The sequence below is a fragment of the Geothrix oryzisoli genome (assembly GCF_022808865.1).
Lineage (GTDB): Bacteria > Acidobacteriota > Holophagae > Holophagales > Holophagaceae > Geothrix > Geothrix oryzisoli.
Map to the genome: position 1 here is coordinate 181,616 of NZ_JAKZLB010000002.1, position 21,472 is coordinate 203,087.

22 protein-coding genes and 1 riboswitch are annotated in these 21,472 nt (G+C 69.5%); of the genes, 10 read left to right on the top strand and 12 right to left on the bottom strand.

Annotated features, from left to right (window positions below; genetic code table 11):
* Position 1: 1 nt before the first annotated feature.
* The 3 genes from MLE43_RS05560 to MLE43_RS14800 form a co-directional block, all read right to left on the bottom strand.
* The gene (locus tag MLE43_RS05560) at positions 2 to 1,036 is read right to left on the bottom strand and encodes a M20/M25/M40 family metallo-hydrolase (protein ID WP_243302484.1); all 1,035 of its coding nucleotides are present in this window, start codon (positions 1,034 to 1,036) and stop codon (positions 2 to 4) included.
* 57 nt (positions 1,037 to 1,093) lie between these two features.
* Positions 1,094 to 1,273, bottom strand: a riboswitch (Lysine riboswitch).
* A gap of 37 nt (positions 1,274 to 1,310) precedes the next feature.
* Positions 1,311 to 1,835 carry an RBBP9/YdeN family alpha/beta hydrolase gene (locus MLE43_RS05565; RefSeq protein WP_243302485.1) on the bottom strand — a complete coding sequence of 175 codons (525 nt, stop codon included), beginning with the start codon at positions 1,833 to 1,835 and terminating at the stop codon, positions 1,311 to 1,313.
* 46 nt (positions 1,836 to 1,881) lie between these two features.
* Positions 1,882 to 2,490, bottom strand: coding sequence for a TetR/AcrR family transcriptional regulator (locus tag MLE43_RS14800; RefSeq protein ID WP_275976083.1), 609 nt, complete (start codon positions 2,488 to 2,490; stop codon positions 1,882 to 1,884).
* A 93-nt stretch (positions 2,491 to 2,583) separates the two neighbouring features.
* On the opposite strand from MLE43_RS14800, the gene rhlP (MLE43_RS05575) reads away from it, so the two are divergent.
* From rhlP (MLE43_RS05575) to MLE43_RS14805, 5 genes are all read left to right on the top strand, one after another.
* The gene (rhlP, locus tag MLE43_RS05575; protein ID WP_243302486.1) at positions 2,584 to 3,396 is read left to right on the top strand and encodes a rhombotarget lipoprotein; all 813 of its coding nucleotides are present in this window, start codon (positions 2,584 to 2,586) and stop codon (positions 3,394 to 3,396) included.
* A 21-nt stretch (positions 3,397 to 3,417) separates the two neighbouring features.
* Positions 3,418 to 4,278, top strand: a complete 861-nt coding sequence (rhlP, locus tag MLE43_RS05580) for a rhombotarget lipoprotein (protein WP_243302487.1) — start codon at positions 3,418 to 3,420, stop codon at positions 4,276 to 4,278.
* Positions 4,278 to 4,757: a rhombosortase gene (gene rrtA, locus MLE43_RS05585; protein WP_243302488.1), complete on the top strand. Its 480-nt coding sequence runs from the start codon at positions 4,278 to 4,280 to the stop codon at positions 4,755 to 4,757. The genes rhlP (MLE43_RS05580) and rrtA overlap by 1 nt, the downstream gene beginning before the upstream one ends.
* A 131-nt stretch (positions 4,758 to 4,888) precedes the next feature.
* Positions 4,889 to 5,665, top strand: a complete 777-nt coding sequence (locus tag MLE43_RS05590; protein ID WP_243302489.1) for a thiazole synthase — start codon at positions 4,889 to 4,891, stop codon at positions 5,663 to 5,665.
* A gap of 8 nt (positions 5,666 to 5,673) precedes the next feature.
* The gene (locus tag MLE43_RS14805) at positions 5,674 to 6,312 is read left to right on the top strand and encodes a YceH family protein (RefSeq protein ID WP_338029072.1); all 639 of its coding nucleotides are present in this window, start codon (positions 5,674 to 5,676) and stop codon (positions 6,310 to 6,312) included.
* Here the strand turns inward: MLE43_RS14805 and MLE43_RS05600 are convergent.
* From MLE43_RS05600 to MLE43_RS05610, 3 genes are read right to left on the bottom strand one after another with little or no spacing between them, the layout of a single operon-like run.
* Positions 6,309 to 6,755 (bottom strand): barstar family protein, encoded by a 447-nt coding sequence (locus MLE43_RS05600; protein WP_243302490.1) that lies wholly within the window; start codon positions 6,753 to 6,755, stop codon positions 6,309 to 6,311. The two genes, MLE43_RS14805 and MLE43_RS05600, sit on opposite strands and share 4 nt — an antisense overlap.
* Positions 6,755 to 7,159, bottom strand: a complete 405-nt coding sequence (locus MLE43_RS05605) for a guanyl-specific ribonuclease (protein WP_243302491.1) — start codon at positions 7,157 to 7,159, stop codon at positions 6,755 to 6,757. The genes MLE43_RS05600 and MLE43_RS05605 overlap by 1 nt, the downstream gene beginning before the upstream one ends.
* Positions 7,160 to 7,208: 49 nt before the next feature.
* Positions 7,209 to 8,531: an MFS transporter gene (locus tag MLE43_RS05610; RefSeq protein ID WP_243302492.1), complete on the bottom strand. Its 1,323-nt coding sequence runs from the start codon at positions 8,529 to 8,531 to the stop codon at positions 7,209 to 7,211.
* A 227-nt stretch (positions 8,532 to 8,758) separates the two neighbouring features.
* Between MLE43_RS05610 and MLE43_RS05615 the strand changes: the two genes are divergently transcribed.
* Entirely contained in the window at positions 8,759 to 10,429 is a 1,671-nt protein-coding gene (locus tag MLE43_RS05615; RefSeq protein ID WP_243302493.1) for a M4 family metallopeptidase, read from the top strand.
* 98 nt (positions 10,430 to 10,527) lie between these two features.
* Complete coding sequence (locus tag MLE43_RS05620; RefSeq protein WP_243302494.1) at positions 10,528 to 11,250, top strand: hypothetical protein; 723 nt, start codon at positions 10,528 to 10,530, stop codon at positions 11,248 to 11,250.
* Positions 11,251 to 11,262: 12 nt separating this feature from the next.
* Here MLE43_RS05620 and MLE43_RS05625 read toward each other — a convergent pair whose 3' ends face one another.
* Genes MLE43_RS05625 through MLE43_RS05635 form a run of 3 tightly spaced genes read right to left on the bottom strand, consistent with a single transcriptional unit; the run spans position 11,263 to position 15,493 of the window.
* The gene (locus MLE43_RS05625) at positions 11,263 to 13,194 is read right to left on the bottom strand and encodes an APC family permease (RefSeq protein WP_243302495.1); all 1,932 of its coding nucleotides are present in this window, start codon (positions 13,192 to 13,194) and stop codon (positions 11,263 to 11,265) included.
* Between the two features lie 21 nt (positions 13,195 to 13,215).
* Positions 13,216 to 15,105, bottom strand: a complete 1,890-nt coding sequence (locus MLE43_RS05630; protein WP_243302496.1) for an APC family permease — start codon at positions 15,103 to 15,105, stop codon at positions 13,216 to 13,218.
* Positions 15,106 to 15,121: 16 nt separating this feature from the next.
* The gene (locus MLE43_RS05635; RefSeq protein WP_243302497.1) at positions 15,122 to 15,493 is read right to left on the bottom strand and encodes an EamA family transporter; all 372 of its coding nucleotides are present in this window, start codon (positions 15,491 to 15,493) and stop codon (positions 15,122 to 15,124) included.
* Positions 15,494 to 15,677: 184 nt separating this feature from the next.
* Between MLE43_RS05635 and lipA the strand changes: the two genes are divergently transcribed.
* Positions 15,678 to 16,604, top strand: coding sequence for a lipoyl synthase (lipA, locus tag MLE43_RS05640; protein ID WP_243302498.1), 927 nt, complete (start codon positions 15,678 to 15,680; stop codon positions 16,602 to 16,604).
* 3 nt (positions 16,605 to 16,607) lie between these two features.
* Here the strand turns inward: lipA and MLE43_RS05645 are convergent, their stop codons facing one another.
* Genes MLE43_RS05645 through purB form a run of 3 tightly spaced genes read right to left on the bottom strand, consistent with a single transcriptional unit; the run spans position 16,608 to position 19,567 of the window.
* A complete protein-coding gene (locus MLE43_RS05645) occupies positions 16,608 to 17,255 on the bottom strand; it encodes a 4Fe-4S dicluster domain-containing protein (protein WP_243302499.1) in 648 nt (215 codons plus the stop codon).
* Between the two features lie 7 nt (positions 17,256 to 17,262).
* The gene (locus MLE43_RS05650) at positions 17,263 to 18,093 is read right to left on the bottom strand and encodes a hypothetical protein (protein ID WP_243302500.1); all 831 of its coding nucleotides are present in this window, start codon (positions 18,091 to 18,093) and stop codon (positions 17,263 to 17,265) included.
* Positions 18,094 to 18,115: 22 nt separating this feature from the next.
* Complete coding sequence (gene purB / locus MLE43_RS05655) at positions 18,116 to 19,567, bottom strand: adenylosuccinate lyase (RefSeq protein WP_243302501.1); 1,452 nt, start codon at positions 19,565 to 19,567, stop codon at positions 18,116 to 18,118.
* 117 nt (positions 19,568 to 19,684) lie between these two features.
* Here purB and MLE43_RS05660 point away from each other — a divergent pair, with 117 nt between their 5' ends.
* Together MLE43_RS05660 and MLE43_RS05665 are read left to right on the top strand one after the other, a co-directional pair.
* A complete protein-coding gene (locus MLE43_RS05660) occupies positions 19,685 to 20,923 on the top strand; it encodes a serine hydroxymethyltransferase (protein WP_243302502.1) in 1,239 nt (412 codons plus the stop codon).
* 74 nt (positions 20,924 to 20,997) lie between these two features.
* Positions 20,998 to 21,429 carry a gamma-glutamylcyclotransferase family protein gene (locus MLE43_RS05665; RefSeq protein WP_243302503.1) on the top strand — a complete coding sequence of 144 codons (432 nt, stop codon included), beginning with the start codon at positions 20,998 to 21,000 and terminating at the stop codon, positions 21,427 to 21,429.
* Positions 21,430 to 21,472: the final 43 nt, after the last annotated feature.

Sequence of the window (21,472 nt, forward strand, 5' to 3'; positions counted from 1 at the left end):
TTCAGTCTCCCAGGAAGTGCAAGGCCAATCGGCGGTTGAGGGCCACCCCCGCCTCCAGCTCGGCGAGGGTGAGGCGCTCCTCCAGCGTGTGCGCCACGCGGATGCTGCCGGGCCCTGCCAGCACCACGGTGCGGTCCGGCACCAGGGCCCGCAGGGTGGGCGCGTCGGAGCCGAAGGGCATGGGCGCCCGCTCGAAGCCGGGGATCTCGGGGTAGCGGTCCGGGGGCTCATCCAGCGTGAGGGCCACCGTGCCCTCGGGGGGCGCCAGGTGCCGGGACTCCTCGGCGAAGGTGCTGCCCGGCAGGGTGCGGACCATGAGCTGGGCCTCCGCGGAAGCGGGGATGGAGTTGAGGGCCTCGCCCGCGTGGAGCAGGCCCAGGTTCCAGACCTCGGGGCCCAGGGCCGGGTCCACGGGACGGGGCTGATCCCGCAGGCGCTGGAGCCAGTCCAGCAGGGGCCAGGTGGCGTCGTGGCCGAGCTCCGGACTGCCGCTGTGGGCCGCCTGGCCCGCGCAGTGGAGGCGGAGGTGCTGGGCCCCGCGCTGGCCTGTGGCCAGCTTCAGGTCCGTGGGCTCGCCGTTGACGAGCACCCGCAGCTCCTGCAGGCGATCCGCCAGGGCCAGGGCCGCCGTGGCCCCGGCGCTGTCCGTCTCCTCGCCCACCACGCCCAGCCAGGCCAGGCCTCCGCGACCTTCGGCCAGCAGCGTCTTCACGGCTCCCAGCTGGGCCGCGATCTGGCCCTTGGCGTCGCAGGCCCCCCGGCCGCGGAAGGTTCCGTCCTCGAGGCGGAGCGGCAGATGGGGCGGCACCGTATCGAGATGGGTGGAGAAGAGGACCTTCGGCCGGCCCCAGAGGGCCAGCACATTGGTACGCCCCTCGGCCACGGGCTGTTCCACCACCGTCGCGCCGAGCTCCCGCAGGAGCCCCCGCAGGTCGGACAGGCCCGCGTCCTCCCGGCCCGAGGTCGTCTCACGGGCGCAGAGCCGCAGCAGGCTATCGGTGAGCCAGCTTCGGAGATCAGCGGGGGTGGCGTTCATGGATACCTCGGCGGGCCGACGGTGCCATCAGGAACGCGGGGGGAAGGTTCCCACCGCCGCGCCTCAGGCCCTCCGCGCCGGGTGACCGGCACGACAGCCGCCGGGCTTTCGCCTCGTCGTCCAGGGGCCGCGCCGATGATTCGCGAACCCTTCGGCGATCCTCCCCTTTCCCAACGGGTCATCGGGTTCATCGCCCTCGCCGCCGGTACTGATGGGGACCGCTCCTCCATCGGAAGGTCCACCTTCCCATGCCAGAGGCCCCTTTCGCAACCGGCTATCTGAATTCTGATAGCAGAGCCTCGCCCCGGGGCCAGGGTCCATGGCCCGAGGCGAGGTTCAGGGGCCCGCAGGGGCCCAGGTCCACGAAGCGCGCGCCCCAGTCCGCCGCCAGCGCCCGCGCCCGGGCCAGCGTCATGTGGGGATCGTCGGCCGAAGCCGCGAGGATGGTCTCGAAAGGCAGCCGCAGGCGGGGAATCGGCGCGAACCCGCGGATGGCGGGCGGGGCGTCTGGCCGCTCGGGGTCCGCCGGAGCGGCCATGAGCGCGCCCTGGATCTCCCGGTCGTGGCTGCCTGCCCAGTGCGCGATGGCCAGGCAGCCCAGCGAATGGCCCACCAGGATGGGCGGGGTCACACAATCGGCGATGGCCTCGTCCAGGGCCTCCACCCAGTCCACCTTGTGGGGGAAGTCCCAGTTGGGCATCTCCACCCGCTTGGCCTCCCGCAGGCTGCCCTCCCACAGGCTCTGCCAGTGGCCGGGGCCCGAATTCTGGTAGCCGGGGACGATCAGGATGGCAGCCATGGAGCACCCGTGAGTGGCTCCATGGGACGCCCATGCGGGTCGGAGTTCAAGCCTTTCGCGGGGGCTTCCCGGGCGGGACCAGGGCATCGGCCAGCTGGCGCACATAGCCGCTGAGGTCCGTCACGGCCTTCACGGCCTTGGGCGTGGCGCGCAGCAGCTGGAAGTAGCCCGCGTAGGCGGCATAGGCCAGCAGGGCCCGCTGCCGGGCCTCGGCCTCCGTGAGCCCCAGGGCCATGAACGCCTCCGCACCGAAGGCCAGCCGGCGCTCCGTCGCCCGCCGGAGGAAGGGGGCCACCCGGGGATCCTCGCCGGATACCGCCAGGGCCGCGAAAAAGAGGCCGTCCTCCACGTCCTCGAAGGCGGCGAAGAGCAGCACCCGCAAGCGCCGCCGCGGATCGGCGATGCCCCCGTAGCGGGTCACGACATCCGCGCTCTGGTCCTGCTCCCAGTCCACCAGCGCCGCCTTGACCAGCGCATCCCGGCTGTCGAAGTGCCAGTAGAAACTCCCCTTGGTGACCCCCAGGGCCTGGGCCAGCGGCTCCACCGCCACGGCCGCGACCCCCTCGCGGATGATGAGGGCCTGGGCGGCCTTGACCCAGGCCTCCGGGGACAGGGGCGCCGTGGTGCGGTTGGACTTCTTGCGGGGCGTGGGCATGGTGGCCTTGACAGGGAACCGGACTAGCTTACCATACCATACCGTATGGCAACCATACGCATGCGTATTGAAGCTGCCGGTTCAGGAGGCCCCATGCGACCGCCGATCCTCTCCATCCTTGCCGTGCTGGCGCTGCTGGCGGTCGGCTGCGGCGTTCCCGAGACTGTGCAGCGACGCAGCAGCCTCTCCGCCTATCTGGGCGTCAAGGCCGAGCCGCCAGCGGACCCGGCTGCCCCGCCGGCGCGACTCCAGCTTCCCCTGCGCCTCGGCATCGCCTTCGTGCCCGCGGACCCCACCCAGGTCAAGGGCGACGCGGCCCTGGCCAGCCCCGTGGGGGCCCTGGCCCCGGGCCAGGAGCAGGACCTGCACGAGCAGGTGGTTCGTGTCTTCGAGCAGAAGCCCTGGGCCCAGAGCTTCAAGGTCATCCCCTCCCTCTACCTCACCAAGGGCGGGGGGTTCGAGGACCTCGACCGTGTGGCCCGCAGCTTCGGCGTCGAAGTGGTCGCCCTCGTCTCCGTGGACCAGGTCCAGTTCAGCAGTCCCCGCTGGTATGCCTGGACCTATTGGACCCTCGTGGGGGCCTACATGGTGAAGGGCGACAAGAACGACACCACCTCCATGGTGGACGCGGCGGTCTACCATGTGCCCTCCCACACCTTCCTCTTCCGGGCCGGGGGGGTGGGCACGGCCAAGGGCAACTCCACCTGGTCCGGACGGGAGGCGGCCTTCCGGCAGCAGGGCCGGGAGAGCCTCGCCCTCGCCATGACCCAGCTCTCCGCCTCCCTCGATCAGGGCGTGGCCGCCTTCAAGCAGGACCTGCTGAAGGGCGCGCGGAAGGATGTCCTGCTCCTCGACAAGGAGGGGAACCCCGTGGGCAGCGCCGCCTACGATCCCACCCGCCACTGAAGCCCGTCTCAAGGAGCCCCGATGTCCCGCCGCCCCGCCCTCGCCGCCGCCCTGGCCCTCCTGGCCGCCCTCAGCTGCACCATGCCCGAGACCCACGTCCGCCGCAGCAGCCTCATGGACTACCTCTATCCCAAGCAGAAGGCCGCCCCCGTACCAAACCCCGCCGGGGCCCGGCTGAAGCTGCCCCTGAGGCTCGGCATCGCCTTCGTGCCCGGGGGGAACGCCTCCTGGCGGGTCCAGAACCTCATGGCCCCCGGCCAGGAGAAGCCCCTGCTGGACGTGGTGAAGCGGAGCTTCCAGGACCGGCCCTGGATCTCGGAGATCAAGCTCGTCCCCAGCGCCTACCTCCGCAGCGGCGGGGGCTTCGAGAACATGGACCAGGTGGCGCGGATGTACGGCGTGGACGTGATGGCCCTGGTGAGTGTGGACCAGGTGCAGAACACCGATCCCCGCTGGTACAGCTTCACCTACCTCTCCATCGTGGGCGCCTACGTGCTGCCAGGCGACGCCAATGACACGAACACGCTCATCGACGCCGCCGCCTACGACGTCGCCAGCCATACCTTCCTGCTGCGCGCCCCCGGCCAGAGCCAGGTCAAGGGCAGCTCCACCTGGGCCCACCGCGAGAAGCAGCTGCGCGAGCACTCGGCCAAGGGCCTGGAGCTGGCCATGGCCGACCTGGCCAAGAACCTCGACGCCGAGGTGGGCAGTTTCAAGGCCGAGGTGGCCCGCGGCGAGCGCAAGGATGTGGATGTGGTGGACCGCCAGGGCGTGTCCCTGCGCCAGAGCGGTGGCCGGAACTTCGGCGGCAGCTTCGGCTGGGCCGAGGCCCTGGGCGCCCTCCTCCTCCTGGGCGCGGCCCTGAGGCTGCGGCGGGCCTGATGGACCCGCTCGCCCTCACCGCCGAGGCCCTGCGCGAACCCTGGCGCCTCTGGACGGGGCACCTGGTCCACTTCGGCTGGGAGCACGCCCTGGCCAACGCCGTGGCCCTCGCCGTACCCTGGCTCCTGGCCGAACGCGGCGACCGGGGGCGGCTGGCGCTTCCCCTACTGCTCATCGCACCCCTCCTGAGCCTCCTGCTGCTCCCCACGCTGGGCGGAGCCGAATACCGGGGCGCCTCGGGGCTGGCCTGCGCCCTCTGGGCCCTGGTGGGCCTGCGCCTGACCGAGCGGCCGGAATCCGCCCCCATCGGCCGGTGGCTGCTCGCGGGATTGACCCTGAAACTGGGCCTCGAAGCGGCCTTCGGCGGCGTCCTGCTCCACCCCGCCGGCTGGAGCACCCTGCCTGCCGCCCACCTCTGGGGAGCCCTCCTGGGCTGGATCGCCGCCCTGGTGCCGCGCCCCCGTCCCCATCCCGCCTGACCGCGACGCCGGCTCTGCAGGTCATCGCCCGGAGCCACGACGGGAAGCGGACTCCGGCTTTGCCCGCCCGGGGGGGGTCCTCCGCTCTGAGCCGACCCGGCCGAGGCTAGACTGGAGCTCCGGAGCGCCCCATGTCCCTCGTCATCGCCGGCAAGACTTTCAGCAACCGCCTCGTCCTCGGCACAGGCAAGTACAAGGACTTCGCCACCATGCAGGCCTGCTACCGGGCGGCGCGGGTGGAAATGGTCACCCTGGCCGTGCGCCGCTTCGACCTGAGCGCCCAGGGCGAAGACAACATCCTGAACTGGATCCCCAAAGACATCACCCTGCTGCCCAACACGGCCGGCTGCTACACCCGCGACGAAGCCCTGCGCGTGGCGCGCCTGGCCCGGGAGGCCCTGGACACCCCCTGGGTGAAGCTGGAGGTCATCGGCGATCAGAAGAGCCTCTACCCCGACAACGAGGAGACCCTGGAGGCCGCGAAGATCCTCGTGAAGGAGGGCTTCACGGTGCTGCCCTACGTGAACGCCGATCCCATCCTCGCCAAGAAGCTCTGCGACGCGGGCTGCGCCGCGGTCATGCCCCTGGGCAGCGCCATCGGCTCGGGCCTGGGCGTGCAGAACCCCATGACCCTGCTCCTCATCAAGGAGGTCGTCGAGGGCTACCAGCTGCCCATGATCGTGGACGCCGGCGTGGGCACCGCCTCCGATGCCGCCCTGGCCATGGAGCTGGGGGCCGATGGCGTCCTGCTCAACACCGCCGTGGCCGAGGCCGGCGAGCCCACCAAGATGGCCCAGGCCATGGACCACGCCGTCCAGGCCGGCCGTCTCGCCTTCGAGAGCGGCCGCATGCCCAAGCGCCTCTATGCCAGCGCCAGCAGCCCCCTCGCGGGCGTGGTGGGGCGCTAGGCGCTTCCGTGTCCGGCTTCGACCTCGCCCCCCTGGAGCGCCGCGTCCTCGGCTGCCTGCTGGAGAAACAGCTCAGCACGCCGGATGTCTATCCCTTGTCGTTGAACGCCCTGGTGAACGCCTGCAACCAGTCCAGCAACCGGGATCCCGTGCTGGCGGTGACGGAAGCGGAGGTGCAGGCCGCGGTGGAGGCCCTGATCGGCTGCGGCCTTGCGGAGACCTGGCCGGGCCGCGTACTGAAGGTCGCCCACACCGCCAAGCCCACCTGGAACCTCTCGGTCCAGGAGGCGGCCCTGCTGGCGGAGCTTCTGTTGCGGGGTCCGCAGACTCCGGGCGAGCTCCGCACGAACACCCGCCGCATGTATGCCTTCCCGGATCTGGCGGAGCTGGAGGGCTGCCTGGGCAGCCTCCTGGAGGCCGAGCCGCCCCTGGTCCTGCGCCTGGCCCGGGCCCCCGGCGCGCGGGAAGCCCGGGTGACGCATCTGCTGGGCGGCCCCGTCGAGCCGTCCGGAGCACCCGATCCGGCCCCAGTCCGGTCCGCCCGCCAGGATCCCCGCGTCGACCAGCTGGAAGCGGACCTCTCCGCCCTGCGCGAGGAGTTCGAGCACCTCCGGCAGGCCTTCGAGGCCTTCAAGGCCCAGTTCTAGAGGTCCCCGTAGGCCACCTTCAGGGCCCGCAGGCCTTCCACCAGGTCCGCCCGCCGCGTGGGCTCCACCTGCATTACCAGGTGGAAGGGCTGGGGGGCCAGATCCTCGGCCGCATCGGCGAGGACCGCCATCAGCGTGGTCCCGTCCTCCGGAGGCGCGTCCCGGAGCAGCTGGTCCGCTTCCAGGATCAGGAAGGTGCCGCCTTCGGGCAGATCCGAGAGGCAGTCCCGCAGGCTGTCCCAGGTGCCGCCGAAGTGGGGTGGGAATTGGGCCGCGGCGGCCCACTCATCCATGAGTCCCTCGCGGGTCCGCATGCGGCTCCCCCGCAGCCAGCGGAACAGGCAGCCCGGCTCCGCCGGCGTCGCATCCACTAGGCCGGAAGGGGAACCCGACCACACGTGCACGCGCGGCCGCTGGGTCGAGGTCAGGAAGGACCAGTCCATCAGCGGACCTCGGTGAAGGTGCGGTAGTGGTCCGCGGTGTACCAGGCGCGCCCGTCGCTGCCGGTGACCAGCCGTTCGGCCCCGCGGTTGCGCCCCTCGGCCTTGGGCTGCACGTCCCATTCCCGGTACTCGATGCGCTTGCGGCGGGTGTCGTAGCGGGGCAGCACCCCTTCGTAGTTCCCGAAGATGCGCCCGCCCACATAGCCCGGGGGGGCGTAGCCATGCTGCCGGACATAGGCCAGGGTCTCGCGGGCATGCGCGGGGACCGCGTCCTTCGGGGCGGTCTGGGCCTGGGGCTGGGCCGGCGGAGGGGCCTCCGGACCGCAAGCCATGGGCGCCAGCAGGGTGGCCAGAACGAGGAGGCCGCCGGCCAGGGGCGCCAGGATTCTCCGCCAAAACACCATGCGGCCTCCGGAAATCGGTCCCCAGTCTACTCGCGCCGGTGTCACGGGATCAGCCCTGCGAGGAGGAGCCGGCCTCGAGCACCCCGCCGTGCCGCCGGTCCGCCCGCAGGAGCAGGAAGGCGAAGACGAGCCCCACCAGACCCAGCCCCGCGAACATGACCTGGGTGGACGTGTAGGTGCCCGTCTTGTCGCGCAGCCAGCCGTTGAGCAGCGGGAACAAACCCAGGCCGAGGTTCTGGATGGCGGTCATCAGGCCGAAGGCCGTGCCCACCCGGGACTCCTCCACCACGAGCGGAACCGAGGGCCACATGGCCGCGGGCACCAGCACGAACGCCGCCCCCAGGACCACCATCATGGGGATGGGGTTCCAGTGGGTGATGCCCAGGAGGAGGTGCGCGGGAATGAGCAGGAGGGAACCCAGGACCATGAGCGAAGCCCGCCGTCCGATCCGGTCCACGAGCCCCCCGGCGAAGGGCGCGAAGACCATCGAGGCGGCGATCACGATGCTGGTGATTCCAGGCGCCGTGGTGAACATGTGGGTGAAGTTGTAGAACACCTTGGTCAGGAAGCCGCCGGTCACGGCGCTCACGGAGGGCAGGCCCCATTTGTCGTGGAACATGTCCGCGGCGAGGTCGGTAAAGGGGAAGATGGCGCTGTAGAAGGTCACGCAGAGCAGCACCACGAACCAGTAGGACGAGGTGAACTTCTTGATGTCCGAGAGGACGATCTTGTCTCCGGCGCCCGCCTTGGGCAGAGCCAGCTCCTGTTCACCGTGACGGTCCATGACGATGAAAACGAGGTTGCAGACGACCGAGAACAGGCAGAGCAGGGCCGCGGCCCAGAGGGCCGTGCGGAAGCTGTGGAAGTGGTCCGCGATCAGCTCTTCGGTGTTGAAGGCGAAGAGGGTGCCCAGGCGGCTGATGGCCAGGGCGATGCCGAAGGCCATGGCCATCTCCTTGCCCTTGAACCAGCGGGCGATGATGGCGCTCTGGACCACGATGAGCGACTCCGAGCCGGCCCCGAAGATGAGCCGGCCCGTGAACAGCATCCACTTGGTCTTGGCCGCGGCCACGATGACCGCACCGAGAAACACGAGGCAGCTGAACAGAAGGCTGGCCCTGCGCGGCCCCAGCTTGTCGTAGAGCATGCCGCCGAAGAAGACGATGGCGATGGCGGCCACGGAATAGGCTGCATAGAGCTTCCCGATGGTGGCGCGATCGATGTGGAGTTCCTTGATCAGGGTCGTCGCCAAGGCCCCGATGCTGTCGTAGGCGAAGTAGCTGCCCACCACCAGCAGGCTGATGAAGATCAGGATGGTGAAGCGGTAGAGCCGGGTGCTCGGGTGGAAGGCACCGGGGATCGCGGTCGTCATCGGGGGTCCTTGTTTCAGCCGGGGCGTGGGCAGGGGCCAGGGCGCGTTGGCCCAAAGCCCGATGGTGACAGGGCTCCTGCCCGAGCTCTAAACAGAATTGATTCTCATAAAAATTCATAACTCTTAACAGGGGCGTTTTGCCTTCCAGCACCTAGGATTCATCCACGCACCTCAGTCCTTGTCATCCCCATCCACCCATCTGGAGCTCAGGCTCCCTGGAGGTCCCCTTGCCGTCCCGTCTCGCCCTTCGCCTTGCCGCCGCCGCGATCCTCGTGGTCCCGGCCTTCGCCGCGCGTCCCGTGGACAGCGCCGTCGCTGACGAGGCCCGCCGCCACCTGGATGCCCGCGTCTTCCAGCTCGGCCTGGACCGGAATGCCAGCTTCGCCACCAAGAACGTGTTCGAGGAGGCCACCGGCGAGGCCCACGTCCGCATGAACCAGTTCTACAAGGGCGTTCGCGTGTTCGAGGGCGAAGCCATCGTCCACCTGCGCGGTGGGGCGGTCACCGGCCGCACGGAGGCGCTGGTCCGGGGCCTCAACCTGAACGTGACTCCCACCCTCGGCGCCACCGAGGCCCTGGCCGTGGCCCACCAGTCGCTGGCCCCCCAGGGCGCCTACGCCCACACGCCCACCACCGAGCTGGTGGTCGCCACCGTCGGACAGCCCGTCCTGGCCTACCACATCCATACGGAGCTGGAGAACGGCGCCGCCGAGACCCGCCACACCGATTTCCTCGTGGACGCCCACAGCGGCGCCATCCTGGAGCAGTGGAGCACCCTCCACACCACCGCCGCCAGCGGCACCGGCAACAGCCAGTACTCCGGTGTGGTGACGCTGAACACCAACAGCCTGGCCAGCGGCTATGAGCTGCGCGACACGGTCCGCGGCATGAACTTCGACACCCGCGACCTGAACCACGCCACCACCGGCAACGGCACCACCTACACCGATGCCGACAACACCTGGGGCGATGGCGCCAACTACGTCTCCGGCGCGGTCACCACCTCCGCCAACGGCCAGACCGCGGCCGTGGACGCGCACTATGGCGTGGGCCTCACCTACGACTACTACAAGAACATCTTCGGCCGGAACGGCATCGACGGCATCGGCACCGCCACCTACAGCCGGGTGCACTACAGCAGCGCCTACGACAACGCCTTCTGGTCCGACAGCTGCTTCTGCATGACCTACGGCGACGGCTCCTCCTTCAAGTCCCTCGAGTCCATCGACGTGGCCGGCCACGAGATGAGCCACGGTGTCTGCGCCCGCACCGCCAACCTCACCTACCGCGGCGAGTCGGGCGGCCTGAACGAGGCCAACTCCGACATCATGGGCACCATGGTCGAGTTCATGGCCCACGGCGGCGGCACCACCACCGTGCCGAACTACTCCAACATCGCCTCCACCATCAATGTCTACTGGACGGGCACCACCACCCCCACCCCCTCCACCAGCAAGGCCGTGCCCGCCGCGAACTACCTGATCGGTGAACAGCTGGCCACGAGCAAGTTCACCCATCCCCTGCGCTTCATGTACAAGCCCAGCCTGGACGGCTCCAGCCCCGACGCCTGGTCCAAGACCCTCGGCCGCCTGGATGTGCACTACAGCTCGGGTGTGGCCAACCACTTCTACTTCCTGCTCTCCCACGGTAGCCAGATCGACAGCTTCTCTGATGGCATCCAGTCCCCCATGGCCAATGGCGTCACCAGCGTCGCCGGCCTGGGCAACGACAAGGCCGCCCGCATCTGGTTCCGTGCCCTCACGGTCTACATGACCAGCAGCACCAACTACGCCGGCGCCCGCACCGCCACCCTCAGCGCCGCCACGGACCTCTACGGGGCCGGTTCCGCCGAATACAACTCGGTCAACACCGCCTGGCTCGCAGTGAACGTAAAGTAGTTCTTCGTTCCACCCGCCCCGACGCCCCGGCCCCAGGCCGGGGCGTCGGCCGGTCCGGCCGGGCGTCCCACCCGAACGGGGCTGGGCGATAGTGGTGCATGATTAAACACTACACCCCGCGCATCTGCCCCAGTTGCCAGACCCGCCTCTCCCCGCTCGCGGCGGAGTGTCCGGAGTGCGGCCTGGCCCTGGCCCCGCCTCGGCAGGGGCGCCCCCTGCTCTTCCAGGCCTCGGCCCTGGCCAACATCTCCTTCGAGGTGCCCCCCCGGGCCCTCACGGCCCCCGCCCTGGGCCGCGTGGCGGCGGTGGCGGTGGAGGTGACCCCGGAAGAACTGGAGCGCCCCGGCGAGGGGGTCCCCCCGCCCTCCCCCGGGCCGCCTTCGCCCTCCGCCCTGGGCTTCCAGGAGCCCGTCTCCACCTTCTGGCCCCTGGTGAAGGTGGAAGCCGCCGAGGCTCTGCTGCTCTTCACCGCGCAGGGCATCGCCCTCGCCCTCCCCTCCTGGGTCCTGGGCGTCTCCCCCTCCCGCCTGCTGACGGGAGGCTGGTACCTGGTGGTGCCCTATCTGCTGGCGGTCTCCTGGGTCCTGTTCATGGCCCCCCTGGTGCTGACTGGGCAGTCGCCCCTCATGGTGACCTTCGGCGTGACCCTGCCGGAGAACTCCCCTGAGCGGCGGATGACCTTCTCGCTCGTCCACATGCTGTCGGTGCTCTGCTTCCCCCTCAGCTTCCTCTGCATGGTGCTGGACCCCCGTCACCGGACCCTGGGCGAGCTGCTCAGCGGCCAGGAGCTGCTGGCCCGCCCCACGGGCCGGATGCGCTGATTCCCCCTCCCGCTACTCGGGCAGGTGCATGGGCACGGAGGTGACGATCACGTCCTCCTTCACCAGCAGCGCCGCCTTGATGCGCAGGGCGCTCTGGTTGTGCAGGAACTGCTGCCACCACTTGTGCGTGATGAACTCCGGCAGGATGACCGTGATGGCCAGCTCCGGCTCGGCCAGGCGGAGGCGGTCGACCTCTTCCAGGATGGGCTCCACGATCTTGCGATAGGGACTGGGCACACAGCGCAGGGGGATGCCCATGCCATAGATGGTCCAGTCGGCCCGCAGCTTCTCGATGGCCGGGCTCTCCCGTGTGCCATCGGAACCCAGGTCCACGGTCAGGGCCTCCACCCGGTCCCCCGCGATGAGCCGACCGTAGAGGAGGGCCTGCACCACCCCCCGGTGGATCCCGTTCACCAGCACCAGGGCGTGATGCTTGGTGGGCAGGAAGGCGTCCGTGCGGCTCGCCGCCAGCTTGGACTTCACCCCCACGTAGTGGCGCCGGATGTTGAAGTGGATCACCACCAGCACGGGCACCAGCAGGATCACGATCCAGGCCCCGTGGATGAACTTGGTGATGGCGATGTCCAGCAGCACCACGCAGGCGGTGGCCGCGCCCAGACCATTGATGGCCGCCTTCAGGTGCCAGTGGGGTCCCCGAACCTTGCGCCAGTGCATCACCATGCCCGTCTGGCTGATGGTGAAGCCCATGAACACGCCCGCCGCGTAGAGGGGCAGCAGCACGTCCGTGTTGGCATGGAAGAGCCAGACCAGGAACCCGGAGAAGAAGAAGAGGATGAGGATGCCGTTGGAGAACACCAGCCGGTCGCCCTGGCTGGCGAACTGGCGGGGCAGGAAGCCGTCCCGGGCCTGGAGGGCCGCCAGGCGGGGGAAGTCGGCGAAGGCCGTGTTCGCGGCCACCACGAGGATGGCGAAGGTGAAGCCCTGGACCACGTAGTAGACCAGCTTGGAGAAGCCGTGGCTGACATCGCCGAGGATGGCCTTGTTCAGCTTGGACATGAGGGTTTCCGCCACCACGGACGGATCGGCGCTGTGCTGGTAGGTCACCCCCAGCCGGTGCGCCAGGAGGGTGATCCCCAGGAACATGACCGCCAGCAGCCCGACCATCCAGAGCATGGTCTTGGCGGCATTGGGACCGGCCGGATCCCGGAAGGCGGTGGTGCCGTTGCTGATGGCCTCCACGCCCGTCAGGGCCGTGCAACCGGCGCTGTAGGCCCGCATGAACACCCACACCATCGTGAGGCCCGCCAGGTGCGAGCCCTGCTGGGCGGCCTGCTGCACCTGAACGGGAGAGGGCCCCCCATGGAGGGCCAGCTTCAGCGTGCCGTAGCCCAGCATGAGGAACACGCAGAAGACGAACCCGTAGGTGGGGATCGCGAACACCGCGCCACTCTCCTTGACCCCCCGCAGGTTCATCAGGGCGATGAAGCCGATGGCCAGCAGGGTCAGGGAGACGTTGTGGCCCTCCAGGGCCGGCAGGGCCGCCGTGATGGCCGCCACTCCCGACGAGACGGATACCGCCACCGTCAGGATGTAGTCGAGCAGCAGGGAGGCGCCCGCGGTCAGCGCCGCCAGGTCGCCGAGGTTCTCCATGGCGACGATGTAGGCGCCCCCGCCGCCCGGGTAGGCCAGGATGGTCTGCCGGTAGCTCACCGCCAGGATGGCCAGCAGGCCCACGATCCCCAGGGCCACGGGGATGGACCAGCCGAACACCGCATAGCCCGCCACACCCGCCAGGGCCCCGACGCCGAGGGCCTGGCCCATGGTGCTGGAGAGGGAGGCCATGATCTCCTGGGTGGCATAGGCCACCGAGGACAGCGCGTCCGAGCTGAAGACCGCCAGGGCGATGGGGTTGCTGATCTTGGTGTGCTGCGTTTCTTCGCTGGACAGTCGCCGCCCCAGGAGGATCCGCCTCAAGCTCTGCATCCGTGTCTCCCGGACAGCAAGCTACTCCAGTATGGGCTCCAGGTGGTAGGGGATCGAGATCACCACGGTCTTGGGCTTCATGAGCAGGGTGCCCTTGATGCGCCAGGCCGTCTGGTTGTGCAGCAGGTTCGCCCACCAGTGGCCCGTCACGAATTCCGGCAGGATCACCGTGATGGTGTATTCCGGTTCCGCGCGCCGCATGCGGTCCAGCTCCTCCACGATGGGCTCCACGATCTTCCGGTAGGGGCTGCGGATGGACCGGAGGGGGATCCCCTCGCAGTAGCGGGGCCAGTCGGAGCGCAGCTTCTCCAGCGCCGCGCTGTCGCGCCCGTGCTCATCGGGGAAGTCCACGGTGAGGGCCTCGACTTCGCCGTGATCGGCGATCACCTTGGCGTAGTTCAGGGACTGAACCACGCCGGAGTGGATACCCGAAACCAGCACCACCACCCGGTTCTTGCGGGGGCTGATGAAGTCGGCGCGGCTGCCGGCCAGGATGGACTTCACGCGGATGTAGTGCCGGTGGATGTTGAAGAAGCCCATCACCATCAGGGGCAGGACCAGCACCACCACCCAGGCGCCATGGGCGAACTTGGTCACGATGATGACCGCCATCACGACCAGGGTCGTGAGGGCGCCGGCGCCGTTGATGGCGGACTTGAGGGCCCAGCGCCGCCCGCGCAGCTTGAGCCAGTGGCGCACCATGCCGGTCTGCGAGAGCGTGAAGCCCAGGAAGACGCCCACCGCGTACAGCGGCAGCAGGTGGTGCTCCCGGGCGTTGAAGATCCACAGCAGGACGCCCGACAGGAACGACAGGATGAAGATCCCGTTCGAGAACACCAGGCGGTCCCCCTGGCTGGAGAACTGGCGGGGCAGGAAGCCGTCCCGGGCCATCATGGCCGCCAGGCGCGGGAAGTCCGCGTAGGCCGTGTTCGCGGCCAGGCAGAGGATCAGCATGGTGAAGGCCTGCATGACCAGGTAGGTGACATGCGGAAGGCCGGGGCCGCTCCCGAGGATCCGGTGTTCCAGCATGGAGAGCAGGGATTCACCTTCGCCGGTGTACATGATGCCGAAATGGTTGGACAGCCAGGTGATCCCCAGGAACATGGCCCCGAGCATCATCACCATGGCCACCATGGTCTTGCCGGCGTTCCGTGCGGTGGGCTCCCGGAAGGCCGAGACACCATTGGAGATGGCCTCCACCCCGGTCAGGGCCGTGCAGCCCGCGCTGTAGGCCTTCATGAACACCCAGATGGCGATCCACCCGGGCAGGGGCGGGGCCGCCACCGCGTGATGTTCGCCGACGGTCACCCCTCCCGCGAAGTAGCGCCAGAAGCCCAGGCCGATGATCGCGAACATCGAGATCACGAAGCCATAGGTCGGCACCGAGAACACCGCGCCGCTCTCCTTGACGCCCCGCAGGTTGATCAGCCCGATGAGGGCCACCACGGCGAGCGCGAGGGCCACCCGATGGGCATCGGCCGCCGGAAAGGCGCTGGTGATGGCCGTGACGCCCGCGGAGACGCTCACCGCCACCGTCAGCACGTAATCCACCAGCAGGGAGGCGCCCGCCACCTGGGCCGGGACCTCGCCCAGATTCTCCTTTGCCACGATGTAGGCGCCCCCCCCGCTGGGGTAGGCGAAGATGGTCTGCCGGTAGCTGATGGTGAGGATCGTCAGCAGCAGGACGATGCCCACGGCCACGGGCCAGGACCAGGACAGCACCGCCGGCCCGAAGGCCGCCATGGCCATGTACGGCCCGAGGACGGCCATGATCTCGCCGGTGGCATAGGCCACCGAGGAAAGGGCGTCCGAGCTGAACACCGCCAGGGCCACCGGGTTGCTGATGCGGGCTTCGTGGCTTTCTTCGCTCGCGAGGCGGCGGCCCAGCAGGAAGCGTCGGACGTTGGCCATCTTCGGGGCTCCAGGTTCAGCGGGCCATCAGCCAGAGGCCAGATAGGGTCGCGGCAAGTCCCACCAGCTTGGAGGGCTGGAGCTGCTCGCGGAAAAGAAAAAAGGCCAACAGGGCGACCAGGGCGAAATTGGCGTTCATGACCCCGATGGCCACCGCCGCCTTGGCCCCGCGGAAGAAGCTCTCGTTCACAGCGATCAGGGCCGCCGCGGTGAAGAGTCCCGCCGCCAGTCCCCAGGCCGTACCGCCCGCGGTTCCGCCCGGGCGGCCCCGCCACAGCCAGTAGGTCAGGGCCAGGGGCACCTCGCCCATCACCACCCAGAAGAGCACGCCTGCCGGCGGGACCCCGTGCTGCCCCGCGGCCTTCATGCCCAGGTTGCCCAGGCCCATGAGGACCATCGATGCCAATGCCCAGCCAAACCACGCCATACCCATCACACTCCGAGGGAACTCATTATGGCGGTTGCTGCAGCCTGTGGGGACAAGGGTTGACGGAGGCCACAGCGGCCGGGGCCCCGGGGAAGCGGTTGGCGATCCGGGCCCCCTAAGGGAAACTGGAGGGCCAGGAGGCCTCATGGCCCGTTTCTCCAAGCGCGTGGGCCGCGAAGTGCTCGACGGGCACCCCCGGTTGCCCGAGTGGATCACCAAGGAGCGGGTGAAGCTGGGCGGCCTGCACGCCATGAAGAAGGATCTGCGGGATTCACATCTGCACACGGTCTGCGAGGAGGCCCGCTGCCCCAACCGGACCCACTGCTTCACCCATGGGACGGCCACCTTCCTGCTCATGGGCGAGGTCTGCACCCGGGCCTGCGGCTTCTGCAGCATCCAGAGCGGCAAGCCCCGCCTCCTGGACCCCCAGGAACCCCGGGAGACGGCCGAGCGCGTGGCGGCCCTCAACCTCCGCTTCGCCGTGCTCACCTCCGTGAACCGCGACGACCTGCCGGATGGCGGGGCCGCCCACTTCGCCGACACCGTGCTGGCCATCCGCCGCCGCAACCCCGGCGTCGGCGTGGAGGTGCTGGTGCCCGACTTCCTGGGGGACCTGGAGGCGGTGGCCCGGGTGGTGGCCAGCGGCCCCAGCGTGTTCAACCACAACACCGAGACCGTGCCCAGCCTCTACCCCGAGGTCCGGCCCGCGGGACGGTTTGAGCGCAGCCTTCGCGTGCTGGCGCACGCGAAGGAGATGGGAAAGGCCCTGTACGGCGAGGCCTTCCGCACCAAGAGCGGCCTCATGCTCGGCCTTGGCGAAACCGAGCCCGAGCTGATGCACACATTCGAGGCCCTGGCCAAAGCCCATGTGGACATCCTCACCCTGGGCCAGTACCTCCGCCCCACCCGCCACCAGCTGCCCGTGAAACGCTATGTCCCGCCCGAGGAATTCGCCGAGCTGGGCGCCAAGGCCAAGGCCTTCGGCTTCCAGACCGTCTACGCCGGCCCCCTTGTGCGCTCCAGCTTCAACGCCCATGAGGTGGCTGAGATGCAGGGGATCAGCATCGCCTGACCCTCAGCCCCGCCGTGGCTCCACGACGATGGCCGCGGGCTCGGCGGGGCAGGCGAAGACGCACAGTCCGCAGCCCGTGCAAACGTCTGCGTCCACCGCTGGGTGGCCCACGGTCTCGCCCTCCCGGGGCGCCGTGATCCGGATCGCCTCCTCGGGATAGGGACAGCGGTCCACGCAGACGCGGCAGGCGCGCGGTTCCCGGTCCAGATCGCCCCAGGTGACGCAGAGGCTGGGTTTCACGCGGGCCGTGCCCATGCGCACGGCCCTGGGCCCTTCGATCACGGTGCCATCCTTCCGCGTGAGCTGAGGCCAGACCAGGGCCTCGTCGTCGCACTCGGCGATGCAGGGCAGCGTGGTGCAGAGGAAGCAGGGGACGCTCCTCGGATCGAGGTAGGGGGTCTTCAGGCCCAGTCCGGCGCTGGGGCCGGCCCGGAGGATGGCGTTCTCGGGACAGGCCCGCATGCACTTGTCGCAGCGGGTGCACTTGGTGAGGAACTCCAGCTCGTCCAGGGCGCCCGGGGGCCGCAGCAGCTTGGGGCCCAGGTTCGTCACTGCCTCTTCCACGCGGTTCGCCACGAAACCCGCAAAGAGGGTCCCCAGGGACTTGAAGAAGTCGCCACGTTCCTGGGGTTCTTCGAGCTTCTTGGCCATGGTGCCTTCAGTCCATCAGGCCCAGCACCCGCATGGTGGGCCGCAGGGTCCCCCACAGCACCGGGTCGAAGCCCAGCGTGAGGACGGCGGCCTTCGCGTCACCGGTGAGGTCCAGGTGGGCCAGCAGATCGGCGCTGACGGCCACGTCCCGGGAGCTGGGGGCGGCCTCCACCCAGACGACACCGGCGGGGACCTCCTTCTTCACCAGGGACCGGCCCTCCTGGGCGCGGATCTGGAGGATCAGCAGGTCGCCGTGGAACGAGGGCACCCGGACCTCCATGAGGCGGCCCTTGCCCGCGGCGGGCGTCACGGGCACCACCTCGAAGGCCTGACGGTAGCCCAGCTTGGCCAGGTCAGGGTCCTCGCCGTTGAGGACGGCCAGGGTCTGCTCCACCAGCCCATCCAGACCCCGATCCCCCAGCCAGGCCACGGAACGGAGGTGGGTGCCGCCCACCTCGCCCAGGCCTTCGATCAGAGAGGGCAGAAGGGCCAGCACCTGCTCCAGGGCCGGGCGGGCCTTCAGGGACTTCGTCCCTTTGGGCCAGGGCCCCGCCAGGGGGATGGGATCGATCCGGGGCTCCGGTTCAGAGCGCAGGTCCAGGATGCGGCCCGGGAACCCCTCCAGCAGGGCCGGATCGGGGGTATCGGCCAGGATCACCGCGTCCAGGCCTTCCAGGAGGAGGCGGCTCGGGGCGAACACCACGAGGTCGCCGACTTCCTCCTCCACCGTGAGGGCGCCGATGGAAAGGGGCAGCACGGAGGCGTCGCGGGCTTCCAGGGCGCTCACGAGTTCGCGCCCCAGCAGGGTCTGGGCGCCGATGACGGCGAGTTTCAGCATGTCAAACCTTTCAGGGTCAATGTCAGACGCGGACAGCGGCTTCCTCCGCCGGGGCATGGTCCTTCAGGGCTGCGGCCACGGGGCCCGCCAGGAAGCCACGCACCTGGTCTCCGGCCCGGCCGGTGAAGCGGCGGGCATCCAGCAGGGCCGCCAGCTCGGCTTCGGTCATGGCCCAGGCGGGATCCGCCGCCAGCAGCTGGAGCAGGTCGTTGGGTCGTCCCTCGGCCTTGATGCGGCGACCCGCCTCGAGAGCCGCACCCCGGAAGCGTTCGTGCAGATCCTGGCGATCACCACCGCGCTTCACGGCCTCCATGAGCAGCACCTCGGCGGCCATGAAGGGCAGCTCCTGGGCCAGGCGCGCCTCGATCATCCTGGGGTACACGACGAGGCCCGACGCCACGTTGCGGAAGAGCACCAGAATGGCGTCCGCGGCCAGCAGGCCCTGGCTGATGGTGAGGCGGCGGTGGGCGCTGTCGTCCAGGGTGCGCTCCATCCACTGGCTGGCGCTGGTCTGGTAGCTGGAGGGCATGAGGCCCAGCACGAAGCGGGCGAGGCTGTTGATGCGCTCACTGCGCATGGGGTTGCGCTTGTAGGGCATGGCGCTGGAACCGATCTGCTTGGACTCGAAGGGCTCCTCGACCTCTTTCAGGTGCTGGAGCAGGCGCAGGTCGCAGGCGAACTTCGAGGCACTGGCCGCGATCCCGCAGAGCACCTGGCCGATGCGGTCCTCCAGCTTGCGGGTGGCCGTCTGGCCGCTGACGGGAATGGCCGGGAAGCCCACCTTCTCGCAGAAGCGCCGTTCCAGGGCCTCGACCTTGGCGCCGTCGCCCTCGAACAGCTCCAGGAAGCTGGCCTGGGTGCCGGTGGTGCCCTTCACGCCACGCACCGGCGTGGTCCGGATCAGGTGGTCCAGGTCCTCGAGGTCCAGCAGCAGGTCCTGGATCCAGAGCGTCGCCCGCTTGCCCACGGTGGTGGGCTGGGCCGGCTGGAAGTGGGTGAAGCCGAGGGTGGGCTGGTCCTTCCACTGGTCCGCAAACCCGGCCAGGGCCGCGATGACATCCTGGAGGCGGCGGCGGAGCAGGAGGAGGGCCTCCTGGGCGATGAGCAGGTCCCCGTTGTCGGTGACGAAGCAGCTGGTGGCGCCCAGGTGGAGGATGGGCCGGGCACTGGGCGCCTGGTCGCCCCAGGCGTGGATGGCGGCCATGACGTCGTGGCGCAGGGCGGATTCGTGCTTCGCGATGGCGTCCAGGTCCACGGCGTCCTGGGTGGCCTTCAGTTCCGCGATCTGGGCGGCCGTCACCGGCAGGCCCAGCTCGGCTTCGGCCTCTGCCAGGGCGACCCAGAGCCGGCGCCACACCCGCTGGCGGTACAGCGGCGACAGCAGGCGCACCATGGCCCGGCTGGCGTAGCGGCTGGCCAGGGGGTGCTCGAATCGCTCCAATTCGGAACCGTCGTGGGGCGGAAGGAAAGGCATGGGAACTCCGGCCCTTCAGTGTCTCACAGGCTCCGACCTGTGATCCGGCTCACGAAGTGGCTTCCATGGCCCCTGCGGACCGCGGCTAGGATAGGGCATTACCCGGGAGTCTCCACCATGTACGAAGTCATCCGAACCTCCGACCCCGCTGTGTTCCAGGCTCTGGAACTGGAGGTGCAGCGCCAGCGGCACCATCTGGAACTCATCGCGTCGGAAAACTACGCTTCGCGCGCGGTGATGCAGAGCATGGGCTCCCACTTCACCAACAAGTACGCGGAGGGCTACCCGGGCAAGCGCTACTACGGGGGCTGCAGCCAGGTCGACATCGTCGAGAACCTGGCCCGCGACCGCGCCAAGCAGATCTTCGGCGCCGAGCATGCCAACGTGCAGCCCCACAGCGGGGCCCAGGCCAACATGGCCGTCTACCTCGCCGCCCTGAAGCCCGGCGACACGGTCATGGGCCTGGACCTGGCCCACGGCGGCCACCTCACCCACGGCCATCCCCTGAACAGCTCGGGCATCCTCTACAAGTTCGTCCCCTACCACGTGCGCAAGGAAGACGAGCGGGTGGACATGGACGAGGTCCGCGACCTCGCCCGGCAGCACAAGCCGAAGATGATCGTGGTGGGCGCTTCGGCCTACAGCCGCACCTGGAACTTCCCCCTCTTCCGGGAGATCTGCGACGAGGTGGGCGCCATGCTCATGGTGGACATGGCCCACATCGCCGGCCTGGTGGCCACGGGCCACCACCCCAGCCCCGTGCCCCACGCGGATTTCGTCACCACCACCACCCACAAGACCCTGCGCGGCCCCCGCGGCGGCATGATCCTGTGCAAATCCCAATATGCCAAGGATTTGGACCGTGCCGTCTTCCCGGGCATCCAGGGCGGCCCCCTCATGCACGTCATCGCCGCCAAGGCCGTGGCCCTGCACGAGATCATGCAGCCCGAGTTCAAGGCCTACAGTGGCCAGGTGATCCGCAACGCCCACGCCCTGGCCAAGGGCCTCCAGGAGCGCGGCTGGCGCATCGTCAGCGGCGGCACGGACAACCACCTGTTCCTGGTGGACCTGCGCGACCACGACCTCCTGGGCCACGAAGCCGAGTCCTGCCTCCACCGGGCTGGTATGACCACCAACAAGAACGGCATCCCCTTCGATCCCAACCCACCCCTCAAGCCCTCGGGCGTGCGCCTGGGCAGCCCCGCCCTCACCACCCGCGGCATGAAGGAGGAGGAGATGGATCAGATCGCCCGCTTCTTCGACGTCACCCTGCGGCACCGGGGCGATGAGAGCACCTTCGCCCGCATCCGCCAGGAGGTCTTCCACCTGACGGATCAGTTCCCCATCCCTGAATAGTCCGTTCACGCCCGAGCGACTCGACCACCGCCAAAACGCCCTGCGTTTTGGCGGTATGTTTTTCGGGGGGTGCCATGCTCGCCGCAGATGGGTTGTTCGTGTACGGGACGCTTCGGGAAGGTGGGTCGCACCACGGCTGGCTGCTGCGGACCCATCCCGAGGGCCTGACCCGGGCCTGGGTGGCCGGGCGGCTCTTCCACCTGCCCTCGGGCTACCCGGCCCTGGTGCCCGGACCGGAACCCGCCGTGGCTCCGCCGGGTTCCGGCTGGGTGCGGGGGGACTTCGTGGGCTATGACGACGAGCCCGACCTGGACTCGGCCCTGGCCGACCTGGACCCCCTCGAGGGCGTGGAGGAGGGCCTCTTCACCCGCGCCATCCTGCCCGTGGTCCTCGAGGGGGGCCACCACTACCGCGCCTGGGTCTACGTGTTCCATGTGGAACGCCTGCCCAGACTGGAGCGGGAGGCCCTCGAATTGCCGGGCGGCGACTGGGCGGTGTACTTCTAGCGGCAAGGCCACCCGTCGACCGCGAACAAGCAAAGGACCGGCT